This is a genomic window from Olsenella porci (assembly GCF_009695875.1).
GTDB lineage: Bacteria > Actinomycetota > Coriobacteriia > Coriobacteriales > Atopobiaceae > Olsenella_H > Olsenella_H porci.
The window spans coordinates 56,634-71,766 of record NZ_VUNC01000002.1; the positions used below are offsets into that span (position 1 = coordinate 56,634).

16 protein-coding genes are annotated in these 15,133 nt (G+C 63.0%); 2 read left to right on the forward strand and 14 right to left on the reverse strand.

The window, feature by feature from the left end:
- Nucleotides 1–9: 9 nt before the first annotated feature.
- Complete coding sequence (dut, locus tag FYJ68_RS02990; RefSeq protein WP_154433851.1) at nucleotides 10–465, reverse strand: dUTP diphosphatase; 456 nt, start codon at nucleotides 463–465, stop codon at nucleotides 10–12.
- Nucleotides 466–480: 15 nt separating this feature from the next.
- On the reverse strand, nucleotides 481–939 hold the full coding sequence (gene nrdR / locus FYJ68_RS02995) for a transcriptional regulator NrdR (RefSeq protein WP_154433853.1): 459 nt from the start codon (nucleotides 937–939) through the stop codon (nucleotides 481–483).
- 782 nt (nucleotides 940–1,721) lie between these two features.
- Between nrdR and lexA the strand changes: the two genes are divergently transcribed.
- Together lexA and FYJ68_RS03010 are read left to right on the forward strand one after the other, a co-directional pair.
- Nucleotides 1,722–2,369, forward strand: a complete 648-nt coding sequence (lexA, locus tag FYJ68_RS03005) for a transcriptional repressor LexA (protein ID WP_154433857.1) — start codon at nucleotides 1,722–1,724, stop codon at nucleotides 2,367–2,369.
- A gap of 5 nt (nucleotides 2,370–2,374) precedes the next feature.
- Nucleotides 2,375–3,139, forward strand: coding sequence for a heparan-alpha-glucosaminide N-acetyltransferase domain-containing protein (locus FYJ68_RS03010; protein WP_154433859.1), 765 nt, complete (start codon nucleotides 2,375–2,377; stop codon nucleotides 3,137–3,139).
- 69 nt (nucleotides 3,140–3,208) lie between these two features.
- Here FYJ68_RS03010 and hflX read toward each other — a convergent pair whose 3' ends face one another.
- The 12 genes from hflX to FYJ68_RS03070 form a co-directional block, all read right to left on the reverse strand.
- Nucleotides 3,209–4,510, reverse strand: a complete 1,302-nt coding sequence (gene hflX, locus FYJ68_RS03015; RefSeq protein WP_154433861.1) for a GTPase HflX — start codon at nucleotides 4,508–4,510, stop codon at nucleotides 3,209–3,211.
- A complete protein-coding gene (miaA, locus tag FYJ68_RS03020; RefSeq protein WP_326832224.1) occupies nucleotides 4,503–5,453 on the reverse strand; it encodes a tRNA (adenosine(37)-N6)-dimethylallyltransferase MiaA in 951 nt (316 codons plus the stop codon). Before miaA ends, hflX begins: the two co-directional genes overlap by 8 nt.
- A 2-nt stretch (nucleotides 5,454–5,455) precedes the next feature.
- Complete coding sequence (gene miaB / locus FYJ68_RS03025) at nucleotides 5,456–6,823, reverse strand: tRNA (N6-isopentenyl adenosine(37)-C2)-methylthiotransferase MiaB (RefSeq protein WP_407670313.1); 1,368 nt, start codon at nucleotides 6,821–6,823, stop codon at nucleotides 5,456–5,458.
- A 2-nt stretch (nucleotides 6,824–6,825) separates the two neighbouring features.
- Nucleotides 6,826–7,137, reverse strand: a complete 312-nt coding sequence (locus FYJ68_RS03030; RefSeq protein ID WP_154433867.1) for a stage V sporulation protein S — start codon at nucleotides 7,135–7,137, stop codon at nucleotides 6,826–6,828.
- A gap of 106 nt (nucleotides 7,138–7,243) precedes the next feature.
- Entirely contained in the window at nucleotides 7,244–8,326 is a 1,083-nt protein-coding gene (locus FYJ68_RS03035; protein ID WP_154433869.1) for an ATP-binding protein, read from the reverse strand.
- Nucleotides 8,327–8,330: 4 nt separating this feature from the next.
- The gene (gene rny / locus FYJ68_RS03040; RefSeq protein WP_154433871.1) at nucleotides 8,331–9,881 is read right to left on the reverse strand and encodes a ribonuclease Y; all 1,551 of its coding nucleotides are present in this window, start codon (nucleotides 9,879–9,881) and stop codon (nucleotides 8,331–8,333) included.
- A gap of 252 nt (nucleotides 9,882–10,133) precedes the next feature.
- A complete protein-coding gene (locus FYJ68_RS03045; RefSeq protein ID WP_154433873.1) occupies nucleotides 10,134–10,814 on the reverse strand; it encodes a regulatory protein RecX in 681 nt (226 codons plus the stop codon).
- A gap of 12 nt (nucleotides 10,815–10,826) precedes the next feature.
- The gene (gene recA / locus FYJ68_RS03050; protein WP_154433875.1) at nucleotides 10,827–11,939 is read right to left on the reverse strand and encodes a recombinase RecA; all 1,113 of its coding nucleotides are present in this window, start codon (nucleotides 11,937–11,939) and stop codon (nucleotides 10,827–10,829) included.
- A 219-nt stretch (nucleotides 11,940–12,158) separates the two neighbouring features.
- Nucleotides 12,159–12,692, reverse strand: coding sequence for a CinA family protein (locus FYJ68_RS03055; protein ID WP_154433877.1), 534 nt, complete (start codon nucleotides 12,690–12,692; stop codon nucleotides 12,159–12,161).
- Complete coding sequence (gene pgsA, locus FYJ68_RS03060; protein WP_326832186.1) at nucleotides 12,692–13,285, reverse strand: CDP-diacylglycerol--glycerol-3-phosphate 3-phosphatidyltransferase; 594 nt, start codon at nucleotides 13,283–13,285, stop codon at nucleotides 12,692–12,694. The genes FYJ68_RS03055 and pgsA overlap by 1 nt, the downstream gene beginning before the upstream one ends.
- 26 nt (nucleotides 13,286–13,311) lie before the next feature.
- The gene (gene rimO / locus FYJ68_RS03065) at nucleotides 13,312–14,622 is read right to left on the reverse strand and encodes a 30S ribosomal protein S12 methylthiotransferase RimO (RefSeq protein ID WP_154433879.1); all 1,311 of its coding nucleotides are present in this window, start codon (nucleotides 14,620–14,622) and stop codon (nucleotides 13,312–13,314) included.
- A gap of 4 nt (nucleotides 14,623–14,626) precedes the next feature.
- Complete coding sequence (locus FYJ68_RS03070) at nucleotides 14,627–15,124, reverse strand: YajQ family cyclic di-GMP-binding protein (protein WP_154433881.1); 498 nt, start codon at nucleotides 15,122–15,124, stop codon at nucleotides 14,627–14,629.
- Between the last annotated feature and the right edge of the window lie 9 nt (nucleotides 15,125–15,133).

The following is a 15,133-nucleotide window of genomic DNA, read 5'->3' on the forward strand; positions in this document are numbered from 1 at the left end:
AGGAAGAAACTAGACCCCAGAGGAGCCGAACCCGCCGGCCCCACGATCGGTATCGTCGAGCTCACCCTTCTCAACCAGCTTGACGAAGGGAACCTGAAGGATGACGAGTTGGGCGATGCGCTCACCGCGCTCAATGTGAATGTCTTTGACGGGGTCGAGATTGATGGCGCAGACTTTGAGCTCGCCGCGATAGTGAGAGTCTATGAGACCGGGGGTGTTTGCCATTGACAGGCCCTCGCGTAGAGCGAGGCCGCTACGCGGCTGAACGTATCCCGCATAGCCCTCGGGAATGGCAACCGCCAACCCGGTGGAGACGAGCCTGCGCTCAAATGGCTTAAGGACCACGTCCTCGCTCGACCTGAGGTCAAGCCCGGCATCGCCGGCGTATGCATACGACGGGAGCTCGACCCCCCCGTCGATACGCTTGACCGCTACCTGGATATGAGCCTGCTCGTCCCTGCTCATCTGACCTCCAACCTGCTAGGACTGCTCTTCCATGATGCTCTTGAGCTCCTCGCTGAACTCGTCGATGTCCTTGAAGTCGCGATAAACCGAGGCGAATCGTACATAGGCGACCTTGTCAATGTCCACGAGCCTCTGGAGGACCATCTTGCCAATCTCCTGCGAGGAGACCTCGGTCTGCCCCTTGTCCCTCAGCTCGTTCTCGATGCTATCGATGAGGGCGTCGAGGCTCTCGATGGGGATGTCTCGCTTGACGGTGGCTGCAACGAGGCCACGCATCACCTTCTGCCTGTTGAAGGTCTCCTTGCGCCCATCCTTCTTCACAACCAGCAGGGGCATATCCTCCCTGCGCTCGTAGGTGGTGAAGCGAGTGCCGCATCGAACGCACTCACGCCTTCTCCTGATGGCGTCGTGGCTCTCGGACGGACGAGAATCTACAACCTTTGATTCCTCACAACCACACTTTGGACAGCGCATCTTCCTCCATCGGTAGACGACGCGCATAAAGGTATCACAGAAGCAGCACCAAAAGACAAAAGACCTAGAAAGGAAACCAAGCGTTTAAACGCTGGCCCCCTATTCCAGGCCTTTCCCAAAATGGGCCTTGCGGCCCTCTCCTAGTTGTGAGAGACAGGAATCTGAAGCTGTTGTCCCACGCTGAGGGGGCTGCTTCCGAGTCCGTTGCGCTCAGAGATCCACTGCACGAGGTCGGAGGTCGAGACACCCTGTACAGGATGGCTCTCCGCGATGGACCAAACGGTGTCGCCACTTGCTACGCTGACGGTGGCAACTTGAGCCTGCCCCAAAACTTCGTCACGCTGCGAGGACTGAGCTGCCCCAGAGATCCCAACGCCGGCGAGCGAGACGGCACACACCATCGCAGCGACAATGATGAGTCCCCTTACGCGTGAGCGGAGTTCACGCTCCTGCACGGGGGATGCATCATCCCCCGTGCATCCCCCCTGGAACACGCGAAGTCGGGGCTGCTCCTCGCTTGGTTGAAGGGCAAGGGATCCGTAGCACTGGTAGCCCTGATTCTGCGATGCGCTTGCATATGAGTTGTTCATATCTAATGTCTCCTTCGAATGTGTTGCCGTAGGTATACCAATCACCCCGGACACAAATTCGAACGATGGGTTCGTGTTTGGAACACGTGTACTATGATAGGTATCGAACATATGTGCGTCAATGCAAAACCGAACATTTGTTTGTGCTTAGTCTGCTCGTGAGGTACACTTAGAACCGAAGAAGGGAGAACCATGGCAAGGGACCATCTGAGCAAGCGCCAGCAGCAGATTTATGACTTCATCTGCGCTTACACTACCGAGCACGGCTATCCGCCCTCGGTGAGGGAGATCGGGTCCGCAGTGGGTCTCGCCTCTCCCTCAACCGTTCATATGCATCTGAAGGTCCTCCAGGAGCATGGCCTCATCAAGAGGGATTCCAAGAAGCCTCGCACCATCGAGGTGGTTGCCGAGGGAGACGCACCGTCCCAGCCACTCGCAAAGGTCTCGCAGGACCTCGACCACAATGTGATCACACTGCCACTAGTTGGGAGGGTCGCTGCCGGCCAGCCCATCCTTGCGGAGCAGAACGTGGAGGAGAGCCTCTCCCTGCCCACGAGCATCGTGGGGGACTCCAGCTCCTTCATCCTGAGGGTGAGGGGGTGCTCCATGATCAACGCGGGCATCCTCGATGGAGACCTGATCGTCGTGAAGGAGCAGAGCGACGCGCATGATGGCGAGATCGTTGTTGCCCTCATTGACGACTCCGCCACCGTCAAGACCTTCTACCGCGAGGAGGGCCGGGTGCGTCTTCAGCCAGAGAACGACACGATGGAGCCCATCTACGTCAAGAACCCCAAGATTCTCGGCAGGGTCACCGCGCTCATCCGCTCCATCTCGTAGCAGGCGTGAGCGGCACTGACGCTGCGGCCCAAAAGGTAAGGACGGGTCGCATCCACCTCATTGATTCAATACGCGGGTTCACCATCATCTCTATGGTGCTGTTCCACCTCTGCTACGACCTGAGGTTTATCAACGGCGTCCAGCTGTCCTTCTTCCGACCGTCGTTCATGGACGTGTGGAGGGATTCGATAAGCTGGACCTTCCTCTTTGTGGCAGGACTCATGTACGCGCAGTCGCACGACAACGCCCGAAGGGGCGCCAAGTACCTGCTCGTCGGCCTGGCGGTCCGCATTGCCACCACGGTTGCGAATGTGGATGTACCCGTAAGGTTTGGCATCTTCTTCTGCATGGGGGCATGCACCCTCGCCTGTCTTCTGCTCGACCGGTGCCGGCTACTCCCCCGCTCGGTCCCCGCTTGTCTCGCCTTGGCTGGAGCCTTCCTCCTCGTCCTCGGAGTCAACTCGGGTTATGTGGGCATCGACAATTGGGTTGTCAGACTCCCCGGCGAGCTGTACTCCTGGGGTGGCCTCGCCTGGCTCGGGTTTCCCTCCCCAACCTTTGAGTCTGGCGACTATTACCCACTCCTCCCCTACCTTCTCATGTACCTCTCCGGGGCGACGCTCGGAAGGCACCTGAGGGAGAAAGGAGGCTATCCGGCGTGGGCATACGCGCAGGGGCCACGATGGCTCGAGTTTCTCGGCAGGCACACGATCGCGGTGTACCTGCTCCACCAGCCAATCATCCTCCTGGCCTTGGGGGACCTGCTGTAGGGGCTTCTGTCTCGTGCAACAGACGCGGGCTGCACGGGCCTCGTCTGTTGTGCGGGGCGTGTTATGGCCCTATTCTGCCTGCTCCTCGCAGATGTACGGGGCTAGCGTCTGCGCCATTCTCTTGGATGCCTTCACGGTAGCTTGCAGACCGTCCTGCGTGTACTGCTCCCTCACGACCTGGCAGCGCTCATGGACCATCTTGAGGAGGAGACCCTTTTCGTAGGGCACGCACACCGTTAATGTCTGGTCGCCAGACGCCGCCTCCTGGGAGACCTTGAGAAGGAGACCTCGGACGCCGGTGCCGTCGAGCGCGCTGATCATCACCGAGTCAGGCCGGAGTTCCTGCAATCGCGACCTCTCCTCGGGAGAAACCAGGTCGCACTTGTTGTAAACGACAATGGAGGGTATTTGGTCGGCGTGAATCTGAGTGAGGACATCCCTGACAGCTGCAACCTCACGCTCGGAGTTTGGGTCTGACGCGTCAACGACGTTCAGGATGAGGTCTGCCGCACGAACCTCTGCGAGGGTCGACTTGAATGACTCCACGAGCGTCGTGGGAAGCTTCTGAATGAACCCGACCGTGTCGGTGAGCGTGATGCGACGCCCCTCCTCGAGGTCAACGACGCGAGTGGTCGGGTCGAGGGTGGCAAACAGCTCGTCTCGAACGTAGACGCCTGCGCCGGTGAGCCGGTTGAGAAGGGTCGACTTCCCCGCGTTGGTGTAGCCTACGAGCGAGACCCGGAACACCCCGGACTCCCAGCGGGCCTTGCTCCTGACCTCCCGCCTCGTCTCAACCTGGTCGAGCTCCTTGCGAAGCCAGGAGATGCGCTTGCGCACCAGGCGTCGGTCGACCTCGAGCTGGCTCTCGCCCTGCCCAAACCTGCTGCCAATGCCACCCCTGGTCTGCTCGCCCACCAGGTGGCTCCACATGCCGCGGAGCCTGGGAAGGACGTACTGCAGCTGTGCGAGCTGTACCTGGAGGCGCCCCTCGTGCGTCTTGGCATGAGTGCCAAAGATGTCGAGGATGAGGGCGGTTCGGTCGATGACCTTCACGGGCTCGCCTACGGCCTTCTCGAGGTTGGACTGCTGGGACGGGCTCAGCTCGTCGTCGAAGATCACGACGTCGGCTTCGAGCGCATGGACGAGACGTACGAGCTCCTGCACCTTGCCGCTTCCCATGAACGTGCGAGGCGTGGGCTTGTCGAGCCGCTGGGTGAGCTCGCCGATCACTACAGCTCCATCGGTCTCGGCAAGACGCCCTAGCTCTGCCATGGACTCCTCGAGCGGCCAGTCCTCGCGGCCGAGGTCGATGCCAACGAGAATCGCGCGCTCGGGAACGGGCTTCGTCGAGATGGGCTCAAATCTACTCATCGCAACCGCCCCTCTCCAGCAAGGCATCCGAAAGCCCCTTGAGCACGACGTCGGCCGCCCCCTTGGTGTCAAGGGCGTCCATGTCGAGCCAGCGAACGCGACCGTCCCTCCTGAACCACGAGATCTGCCGTTTGGCATATCGGCGCGTGCGCATCTTGACCAGGTCGCGGGCCTCTGCTTCGGTGGTCCTTTCGTCGAGGAGCTCCAAGACCTCCTTGTATCCAATCGCCTGCGATGCGGTGGTCGAGCGCTCCAGTCCCTCTCCGCGAAGCGTCATGACCTCGTCCACCAGACCTGCGTCGAACATGCCGTCGACGCGCTCGTCGATGCGACGGTAGAGCCGCTGACGTTTCATCTGGAGCCCGAATATCAGGGCGTCGTAGTGGCTCGCCCTGCTGTGGAGCCCCTCGTGCGTCTTTGCATACGAGTCGCCCTGGTCGAGAAGCTCGAGGGCGCGGATCACCCGACGCACGTTATGCGGGTGTATGAGGTTTGCAGACTCGGGGTCGCGACGCTCGAGCTCGCGCCACACGGGGTCGCCGCCCTCACTTTCGGCAAGCCTCTCGTACCTCTCCCTCGCCTCGCTGCCACGCTCGCCCGAGGGGAAGTCCATCTGGTCGATCACGGCGTCGAGGTACAGTCCCGTCCCCCCGCACAGCACGGGCATCTCGCCCTTCGCAAGCAGGGAGTCGATCGCTGCCCTCGCGTCACGCTGGAACAGTCGAACGGAGTAGTCCTCCCCCACCGGGCAAACGTCCACCATGAGCAGAGGGCAGCGCCTCTCCCCCACCGGGGTCTTTGCGGTCCCTATGTCCATGCCGCGATAGACCTGCATGGCGTCCGTCGAAACGACGCTCGTCGAGAGCCTTGTGGCCACCTCCTCGGCGAGCGAGCTCTTCCCCGAGGCGGTGGGGCCGACGATGGCCAGCACGAGCGGCCGCACGCTCAATGCGCCTGCCCCACGAGGGGACCCCTCAGGTACCAGGTCCTGGCCTCGTCGACCCTGACATCGCACATCTTTCCAACCAGCTCATCGGGAGTCAGGCCCTCGGGAAGTTCGAAGAGGACGGTCTGGCCCTTCTCGGAGTGCCCGACCATCACGTTTGCGTCCTTCTTGGACGTACCCTCCACAAGGGAGGTGACGACCGTGTGAAGCTCGGCCTGGTTTGCCTGGTGGGCACAGTCCTCAACGAGCTTGGCAAGGCGATCGAAGCGCTCCTGTATGACCTCCCTGGGCGTGTCGTCCTCGATCTTTGCGGCGGGAGTCCCGGGACGGCGCGAGTAGATGAACGTGTATGCGGACGAGAAGCCCACCTCCCGAACGAGGGACAGCGTCTGCTCAAAGTCCTGCTCCGTCTCGCCCGGAAAGCCCACGATGATGTCCGTGGACAGTGCGATGTCGGGCATGGCGGCGCGAAGGTGATCGACCACCTGCAGGTAGCGCTCTCGCGTGTAGCTGCGATTCATTGCCCTGAGCACACGATTGGAACCGCTCTGGACCGCCAGGTGCAGCTGGGGCATTACGTTGGGGGTCTCTGCCATGGCACGGATGACGTCATCCCCAAGGTCCTTGGGATTGGAGGACGTGAAGCGGATTCTCTCCACCCCAGTCCCGCCCACGGAACGCAGGAGCTCGGGGAACCGAGGGCTGCCATAGAGGTCCCGCCCGTAGGAGTTGACATTCTGCCCCAGGAGCGTAATTTCTCTCACGCCATCCGAGACGAGCCCCTCGCACTCCTCCACCACGCGCTCGAACACACGGCTCTTCTCACGCCCGCGCACGTAGGGAACGATGCAGTAGGTGCAGAAATTGTTGCAGCCGGTCATGATGGGGACCCAGGCGTGAAAACGCTGTGCACGGTGACTGGGGAGCTCCGTGGAGAAGCCACGTCCCTCCTCCACGGTGTCGACTTCGACCTTGCCCGCGCCGTCGTCCAGGGCCTCCTCAAGAAGGTCGGGGAGAGACGCGATGGCACTGGTGCCAAACACCACGTCCACGTTGGGAATGCGCTCCTTGAGGGCGGCCCCGTCGCGCTGCCCGATGCAGCCGCCCACGGCGACAATTCGACGGCCACCCGGTGCCTGGGGAAGCCTGACCAGGTTGGAGGCCTCCCCGTACAGGTGCGTGTCCGCCTTCTCGCGCACACAGCAGGTCATGAACACGACGATGTCGGCCTCGGCCGCAGTCTTGACCTCGTTGCAGCCCATGCTGTCGAGGAGACCGCTCACTCGCTCCGAGTCGTGAAGGTTCATCTGGCACCCAAAGGTGCGGACGCAGTAGGTTCTTCCTACGAGCTTGGGGTGTGTGGGCACTCCTACATCAACTCCGGACTGTCTGTCTGCCTCGTCCCCGCCTGCGGGACGAGCCTGTGTACGTATACGGCAATGCGGATGGCGGTACGATTCTCCCCGTTGATCTCTATGTCAGAGAACGTGGGGGCACAGGAGATGTCGACCCCCGTGGGGATGAGGAAGCCACGGGCGATGGCGATTGCCTTGATCGCCTGGTTCACGGCCCCGGCGCCGACCGCCTGCATGTTGACGGGTACCCCGTCCTTGACCATCCCGGCGATTGCCCCCGCAACGGATGCGGGGGATGATTTGCTCGAGACCTTAAGAAACTCCATGGTGACTCCAAAGCGCAAGCTGCTGTCTTGGTGGTGTGTTGGTGCCATTTTTAGCCTTGGGCAATTCTACTGCGTTTACCTTGCCTTTTGAAGGGTGAGTCACCCTTCAGTCGCCCTCGCTCACCTCGAAGGTGACGGTGACGCGCCCACGGGAGACCCGAACCTTTGGATCCTGCGCAAGCGAGAGGTAGTACCGGTCGGCGAGGAACGAGAAGTCCCTCTCCATGATGCGCGAGAACTCGTCGGCGTCCTCCCGGGAGAGGCGCAACCCCCTCCTGTCTCGCTGGAGGTCCACCTCGCGAGGCGAATCGGAGGAGGCTTTGTGGGTGAGGTGTGAGAGCGCGCTCCGAACGGGACGGATCTGCCCGGAAAGGATCCTGTGGGCCGTTCGCTCGGAGAGGTCGATCCCGACGCCGCTGCACACCCCCAGGAGCTCCCGCGCGTCGGCTGCAACCGAGAAGCGCTCGAGCGCCGGCAGCTCCGTGAGGTCGTCAACGAACAGGAGGTTGGACCCGTCCACCGACGGCCGCACGCGACGCCGGATGGTCGCGACCATCTCGGAGGGGGAGCCCACGTAGACCTCGCAGACGCCCCGCTCCTCGAGGGCGAACTCGCAGCAAGCCCTGACGATGTTGTGGGGCCCGCGCGAGACGACCTGCTCGCCGTCGTCGTCCTTTCCCAGTGAAGGCCAGGTGGATTGGTCGGTCTTCTCGGGAAGCGACGTGGTGTCGGAGACGACCTGGATGACCGTCCCCTTGCCGGGTGCAGAGTCGACGACGCGGGCGGACTCGCAGTTCTCGCGCACCGAATACAGCGCCATGCCGCGCCCATGGACGCCCCAGCGATCCATGTGCATCGACTCGAGCTTGGAGGTGACGCGGGCATCGAAGACGCGCTCCTGCATGTCTGCGGGAATCCCAGAGCCATCGTCCAGGATGGTGACGATCCTTCGATCGCCCTCCCGCGACGTGGCGACGAAGATGCGCCGGGCGCCGGCGTCGCGGGAGTTGCGCAGCATCTCGACGACGGCATCCTCGATGCACTGGATGTCGTGCTTGGCCTGGCGCCGCTCCGCTTCCGCCACGCGGAGGCGGACAAAGCCCTCGCCCAGGTTCTCCTCGACCCTGAGCGAGCGCTCGCCCCCCATGGCGGCGACGAAGTCGGTGAGGTCTGACGACGGGGAGGCCATGTCCCTACTTCGCGATGTCGACGGCGCGGGACTCCCTGATAACGACGACGCGCACCTGGCCCGGGTACTCCATCTCGTCCTCGATCTGCTTGGCGATGTCGTGGGCGAGCACGGTGGCCTCGGCGTCGGATACCTTCTCGGGCTCGACCATCACGTGAAGCTCGCGACCCGCCTGCATTGCGTAGGTGCGCTCGACGCCCTCGTGCGCGTTGGAGATCTCCTCGAGCTTCTCGAGCCGCTTGATGTAGGTCTCCGCCGACTCGCGGCGTGCGCCGGGACGGGCTGCGCTAATAGCGTCCGCCGCCTGAACGAGGACGTCGAGGACCGTGCTGGGCTCGACGTCTGCGTGGTGCGCCTCGACTGCATGGACAATCTCGGGACGCTCGCCGTAACGGCGGCAGAGGTCGGCACCGATCACGGCGTGCGGACCCTCGATCTCGTGGTCGATTGCCTTGCCGAGGTCGTGAAGGAGACCAGCGCGCTTTGCGGGCGTGGGATCCAGGCCAAGCTCGGAGGCCATGATGCCACAGAGTTCGGACACCTGGATGGAGTGCTGGAGGACGTTCTGGCCAAAGGAGGTGCGGTACCTCAACGCCCCGAGCGTCTTGACAAGCTCGGGATGGAGGTCGTGGATTCCGGCATCAAAGGCAGCCTGCTCGCCCGCCTCGCGCACGCGCTCGCCCACGAGGGTCTCGGCCTTCTTGTACATCTCCTCGATGCGGGCGGGGTGGATGCGTCCGTCCGCGATGAGGTTCTCGAGGGCGACTCGTGCCGTTTCGCGCCGGACGGGGTCAAAGCTCGAGAGGACGACGGTCTCGGGCGTGTCATCGATGACGAGGGAGACGCCGGACACCTGCTCGAAGGTCCTGATGTTCCTGCCCTCGCGGCCGATAATCCTGCCCTTGAGGTCGTCGGAGGGGATGTGGACGGAGGTGACGGTAATCTCGCCCGCCTGGTCGGCGGCGCAGCGCTGGATTGCGGTGGAGACGATCTCACGCGCCGTCTTGTCCGCCTGCGCCCGCACGCGCTGCTCAGACTCGCGGAGGATCTGTGCCTCCTCCCTCACCGACTCCGAGCGGACGCGGTCGAGAAGCTCCTGATGGGCATCCTCGCGAGAGAGGTCGGCGATGCGTTCGAGCTCGGCACTCTGCTGGCGCATGAGCTCATCAACCTCACCCTTCCTCTTGTCGATCTGCCCCTGTAGGCTGGAGAGCTGATGCTCCTTGCGGTCGAGGGAGTCGCTCCTGCGGTCGAGCGACTCCTCGCGTTGCATGATGCGGTTCTCCATCTGCTGGAGCTCGCCCTTGCGCTTCTTCTCCTCGTTCTCGCTGTGCTGCTTGAGCTGAAGGATCTGCTCCCTGGCCTCGACCATGGCGGCCTTCTTGGTGGTCTCCGCGTCTCGCTTGGCGTCGCTCGTGATACGGTCCGCCTGGCTCTTGGCGTCCTCGACGGCCATGTTGGCCTCGCGCACCCTGCTGTTGTTCTTGCTGGTGGCATAGGCATAGGCGATGGCTGCGCCAACGACCAGGCAGACGAGCCCGATGATGATCTGCATTTCAACTCCTCAGATGAGCGTTTTAATAGAAGTTCAGGAGACCGCCGCGCTAAGCACGACGGAACCCGCCATCCGAGGTATGTCTCGACTCATGGTGAAGCATGTCTGCAGAACAAAAAACAAAAAGACGTCGGCTGGCATGCCAGCAGACGAGAAGCAACTCAAACGGCCCTTAAATCGTATGATTGATTGAAGGAAGAGTCAATTGCGCCGGGACGAACGGCGGCAGGATTCTTCCGACCCTGCACAACGTCAGCAATCCAGTTCCTCGCAGACGACGGCGCGCGTGGCCGCGCTCGAGACGCCATACGAGAACCCTCTCCCGAGGAGGAACCTCATACACTGGGCATAGGGGTCCCTCCCGCGGAAGGACCTTCTCCCTGCCACGTCGGTTGCGCGCTCGAGCTCGGACCCCGCCTCATCAACGAACTCGTCGGGCCACCCGCGCACGGTCTTGGGATCTATGCCGCGACGCTGGAGTTCCATCTCTATGCGGCGCTGTCCCCATCCCGAAAGAACCTTTGAACGTGCGAACACGCGACCGTATCTAGCGTCGTCCACGAGGCCAAGCTCCTGGGAACGGCCTATCGTTGCCTCCACGACGTCCTTTGGGTATCCGGCCGCCAGGAGCTTGCGCCTTACCTCAAGCGAGGTGTAATCGCGCCTGTTAACGAGGCCCCTGACCCGATCGAGCGAGCAGCCGGAAAGGAGGGAAGCGATTCTCTCCACAAAGCGGTCATCGACCACCCCGGGGATGCGGCCAGACCTCCTATCCCGCTCGAGCGCCTTTCCAACCGAAAGCGGGAGCTCGCGCGTGGCAGTCGACCCCCCGTCCTCGATGGAGATGATGGCGCGACGATGACCATATCCGGAGGTACCCCCGGAGAAGCTAACCTCCCAGGGGCACCCATACATGTCCTTCTCGAATTCCATGCTGCGTTGGGCCTAAGCGTTGTCGGCGGCATCGCCCTGCGCTTCGCCGCCCGCAATGCCAACGGGCTCGCCAACGCGCTCGTCACCCAGCTCCAGACCGCAGGCGACGCGGACCTTGTGGTCGATCTCGTCCATAAGGTCGGGGTTTGAGGCCAGAAACTCCTTGGCGGCCTCCCTTCCCTGCCCGAGCCGCTCGTCGCCATAGGTGAACCAGGATCCTGACTTGTCAACCACGCCGTAGTCCACAGCCATGTCCAGGATGGAGCCCTCCTTGGAGATGCCCGTTCCGTACATGATGTCGAACTCAGCCTGCTTGAACGGTGGTGCCACCTTGTTCTTGACGATCTTGACCCTCACACGGTTGCCGATGATCTCGCCGTTGCGCTTGATGGAATCGATGCGACGGATGTCCATCCTCACCGATGCGAAGAACTTGAGCGCACGGCCACCGGGCGTGGTCTCGGGGTTGCCGAACATGACACCGATCTTCTCGCGCAGCTGGTTGATGAAGATGCAGGTGGTGTTGGACTTAGAGAGGGACCCTGCGAGCTTGCGGAGCGCCTGGCTCATGAGCCTTGCCTGAAGGCCGACGGTCGTATCCCCAATCTCGCCCTCGATCTCGGCACGGGGAACGAGCGCAGCGACGGAGTCGATGACCACAACGTCGATTGCACCGGACCTCACGAGCATGTCGCAGATCTCGAGCGCCTGCTCTCCGGTGTCGGGCTGTGATATAAGGACCTCGTCGATGTCGACTCCGATCCGCGCCGCATATCCGGGGTCGAGCGCGTGCTCTGCGTCGATGAACGCGACGACGCCGCCCTTTGCTTGGGCCTCCGCAAGTATCTCGAGCGAGAGGGTCGTCTTTCCGGATGACTCGGGACCATAGATCTCGATGATGCGGCCACGCGGGACGCCCCCGATGCCAAGGGCGGCGTCAAGTGCGATGGAACCTGTGGGAATAGCCTCGATCTCGAGGTCCGGCCCGTTGTCCCCAAACCTCATGATCGAGCCCTTGCCAAACTTCTTCTCGATCTCAGAGGTCGTGGCCTCGATCATCTTGTCTCGTTCCTCGCCGTAGGTCTTCTCGTGGACCTCGCGTACGGGACCCTTGCTCCTAGCCATCTTCGCTCCTTGCCTCGAATGCCATGCGAATCCTATACGAACATGCGTTCGTGGTCAAGACCAGGACGAAATGATACACGCACATACACGCTGTCCACTCTCGCCAGCCCCGCAGGAGGCTGGCCCGGGGGGGAGACGGACAAAGGCAACAGCCCACCCCTCCAGCATTCCCCGAAGAAACCCACTGGAGGGGCGAGCCGTGCAAAAGCCTGGGGAGACCTACGAGTTCTCCGTTACCTCAAGCACGAGCCCGAGGGCGATGCGGACCGCCTTGGCACGAACCGTGCGACGGTCACCCGAGAGCAGGTGGCACTCGGTGACGACCCGATTGCCCGCGCACGCGCCAAACCACACGGTTCCCACGGGCTTCCCTGGCTCGGCGCCGGTGGGACCGGCAATGCCAGTCGTGGAAACCGCAACGTCGCTCCCCAGGACGCGCCTGGCACCCGTCGCCATCTGCGACGCGCACTCCCCACTCACCGCCCCAAGGGATGGCTCGTCGAGCACCTTGGAGCTAACGCCCAGTACCTCGTGCTTCACGGGGATCGCATAGCTCACCACACCCCCGCGGACAACGGCGGAAGACCCCGGGACAGAGGTCAAGGCGGCGCTCACAAGGCCGCCGGTGCAGGACTCCGCAGTCCCGACGGTGAGGTTCCTCTCCCCCAGCACCCGCACCACGCGGGCCGCAAGCTCCCCCAGCCCCTCCGGGCCAAGGTCTTCCACATCACCGGCGTCCTCAAAGGCAAGCATTACTCGTCCTCCACGATGTACTTCCAACCCTTGGCAAAGTAGTCGATGCCCGACCAAGCCGTGAGGATGACCGCAACGACGAGGAGGGCATCAAACAGCGTGAACATGCCGGAGCGGAGCGCACCTGCTGGGAACGCCCCCGCAAGGAGGATGCCCGAGATCGAGACCATGGTGGTGGCGGTCTTCCACTTGCCCAGGTTGCTCGCGGCGACGACGACGCCCTTGGTGGCGATGTTCATCCTGAGGCCGCTCACCAGGAACTCGCGCGCCACCACGATAAGGAGCACCCAGGCGGACGCCTCACCCTGCTCCAGGAGGTAGCAGAGAGAGACCACGACCACGAGCTTGTCGGCGATGGGATCGAGGAACTTGCCGAACGTGGTCACCTCGTTCCTGCTGCGGGCGAGATATCCGTCCAGCTTGTCGGTAAGGGAGAGTGCCATGAAGAAGAGTGCAACGACGAGGGCGGGCATGCTGAACGAACTGCCGTCCCCCACTCCGCAGACCTCGGCCACAACGAGCCAGATGGGAACGAGGCAGATGCGAATGCACGTGACCACGTTTGCCGGCGTCCAGATTGACTTCCTTGCCACTTTTCTACCCCCTCGGGCACATGCCCCTAGACGAGCTCTCCCTCGAGCTCATAGCAGAACGAGTCGACCAGCCGCACGCGGACGACGTCGCCAACGCCCGCCTCGCCAGTCCTGATGTGGACGGCACCGTCGCAGTCGGGCGCCTGGAACCAGGTGTGCCCCACCAGCTCCACGCCGTCGTCGGACTCCTCCACGCCGTCGATGATCACGTCGGCCTCCTCGCCCACGTGCTTGGCAGTGGCGGCAAAGCCCAGTTGCTCGGCAACGTCGAGAAGGCGCTGGGCGCGGTCGAGCTTGTCCTCCTCGCTCACCTGGTTGGGAAGCTTGGCAGCCTTGGTGCCATCTTCGCGGGAGTACGAGAACACCGAGGTGTAGTCGAACTCCTCCTCCTGGACGAAGTCGAGAAGGCGCTGGAACTCCTCCTCGGTCTCGCCCGGAAAGCCGACCAGCCCCGTGGTCCTGAGAACCATGCCGGGGATCTGCTCTCGAAGCCGCGCGAAGAGCTCCCTCAGCTCGTCTTCCGACCCGCTGCGCCCCATGCTCGCAAGCACGCGCTCACAACAATGTTGGATGGGGATGTCGATGTATGGGAGAACCTCGGGGACGTCTCTCAGCACCGAGATGAGCTCGTCGGTCATCCCCTCGGGCTGGAGGTAGAGCACGCGCACCCATCCGCCATAGGGCCGCACCTCCTGGGCGACGCGGCGCAGCAGCCAAGCGAGCGTCCTGCCCCCGCCTAAGTCGGAACCCCAGATGCCCGTGTCCTGGCCAATGAGGACGACCTCCTTGACACCGCCCTCCATGAGGACATGAACCTCCCGGAGAATCTGGTCCTCCGGGCGCGAGAAGTACCTCCCCCGAATGTAGGGAATCGCGCAGAAGGCGCAGAACCGGTCGCATCCGTCAGAGATCTTGACGTATGCGCTTGCGCCCTCGATGGTGCGCAGCGCGCCCCCCTCGTCGACGCGCCGGGACTCGAGCCCCAACACCCTGTCAACGACGCTCACGATGTCGTCCTCCTCGTCGGTCCGCACCAGGGCGGAGACCTCGGGAAGCTCATGGACGAGCTGGTCGCCATAGCGGGATGGCACGCACCCGCACATGACGATGGGCTTCTCCCTGACCCCCGACTTGACCTCGTCAGCAAGGTCAAGCGTGGCGTCGATGGACTCGGACGTGGCGGAGGCGAGGAACGAGCACGTGTTGACGAGCACCACATCGGCACCCGCAACGTCCTCGCTCTCGCCATAGCCCGCCTCGTTGAGGAGCGCCCTCATACGATCCGTGTCGACTTCGTTCTTGGCGCACCCGAGGGTGACGTAAAGGCAATTTGGCATGTTCCTACCTGTAGTTCTCGAACTGAAGGGGCTGGCCGTAGTCGTTTGCGCGCAACGCCGCGATGACCTGCTGTAGGGTGTCGCGCGAGGCCGACGAGACCCTGAGCTTGTCTCCCTCGACGGTTGCCTTGCACTTGAGCTTGAGGTCGCGGACGTCCTTTGAGATGCGCTTGGCGGTCTCCTTGTCGATTCCCTGCACGAGCGTAGCCACCTGCCTGACCCCACCGCCGCTCGAGGGCTGCGGGTCGGCCCACCTCAGGCTCGCGAGGTCGATGCCGCGCTTTGCGAGCTTGGAAGCCAGGACGTCCCTCACCTGCCCCGCCACAAACTCGGACGGAGCGGTGAGCGTGAAGGTACCCTCGCCCTTTGAGAACGTGAGGGTCGCGCCGGTCTGCTTGAGATCGTAGCGCTGTGAGAGCTCGCGGCTCGCCTGCTGGTAGGCGTTGTCCGCCTCCTGGATGTCGACGGTGGAGACCACGTCGAAGCTTGATTCCTTTGCCATGTGGGTTCC

What these genes read in the sequence shown, in the direction of transcription:
- FYJ68_RS03045 (WP_154433873.1), bottom strand. Translation starts at nt 10,814, where the DNA reads ATGGAATTCGAGAAGGACATGTATGGGTGCCCCTGGGAGGTTAGCTTC.
- FYJ68_RS03055 (WP_154433877.1), bottom strand. Translation starts at nt 12,692, where the DNA reads ATGCTTGCCTTTGAGGACGCCGGTGATGTGGAAGACCTTGGCCCGGAG.
- rny (WP_154433871.1), bottom strand. Translation starts at nt 9,881, where the DNA reads ATGCAGATCATCATCGGGCTCGTCTGCCTGGTCGTTGGCGCAGCCATC.
- recA (WP_154433875.1), bottom strand. Translation starts at nt 11,939, where the DNA reads ATGGCTAGGAGCAAGGGTCCCGTACGCGAGGTCCACGAGAAGACCTAC.
- FYJ68_RS03070 (WP_154433881.1), bottom strand. Translation starts at nt 15,124, where the DNA reads ATGGCAAAGGAATCAAGCTTCGACGTGGTCTCCACCGTCGACATCCAG.
- FYJ68_RS03030 (WP_154433867.1), bottom strand. Translation starts at nt 7,137, where the DNA reads ATGGAGTTTCTTAAGGTCTCGAGCAAATCATCCCCCGCATCCGTTGCG.
- hflX (WP_154433861.1), bottom strand. Translation starts at nt 4,510, where the DNA reads ATGAGTAGATTTGAGCCCATCTCGACGAAGCCCGTTCCCGAGCGCGCG.
- dut (WP_154433851.1), bottom strand. Translation starts at nt 465, where the DNA reads ATGAGCAGGGACGAGCAGGCTCATATCCAGGTAGCGGTCAAGCGTATC.
- nrdR (WP_154433853.1), bottom strand. Translation starts at nt 939, where the DNA reads ATGCGCTGTCCAAAGTGTGGTTGTGAGGAATCAAAGGTTGTAGATTCT.
- FYJ68_RS03035 (WP_154433869.1), bottom strand. Translation starts at nt 8,326, where the DNA reads ATGGCCTCCCCGTCGTCAGACCTCACCGACTTCGTCGCCGCCATGGGG.
- lexA (WP_154433857.1), top strand. Translation starts at nt 1,722, where the DNA reads ATGGCAAGGGACCATCTGAGCAAGCGCCAGCAGCAGATTTATGACTTC.
- rimO (WP_154433879.1), bottom strand. Translation starts at nt 14,622, where the DNA reads ATGCCAAATTGCCTTTACGTCACCCTCGGGTGCGCCAAGAACGAAGTC.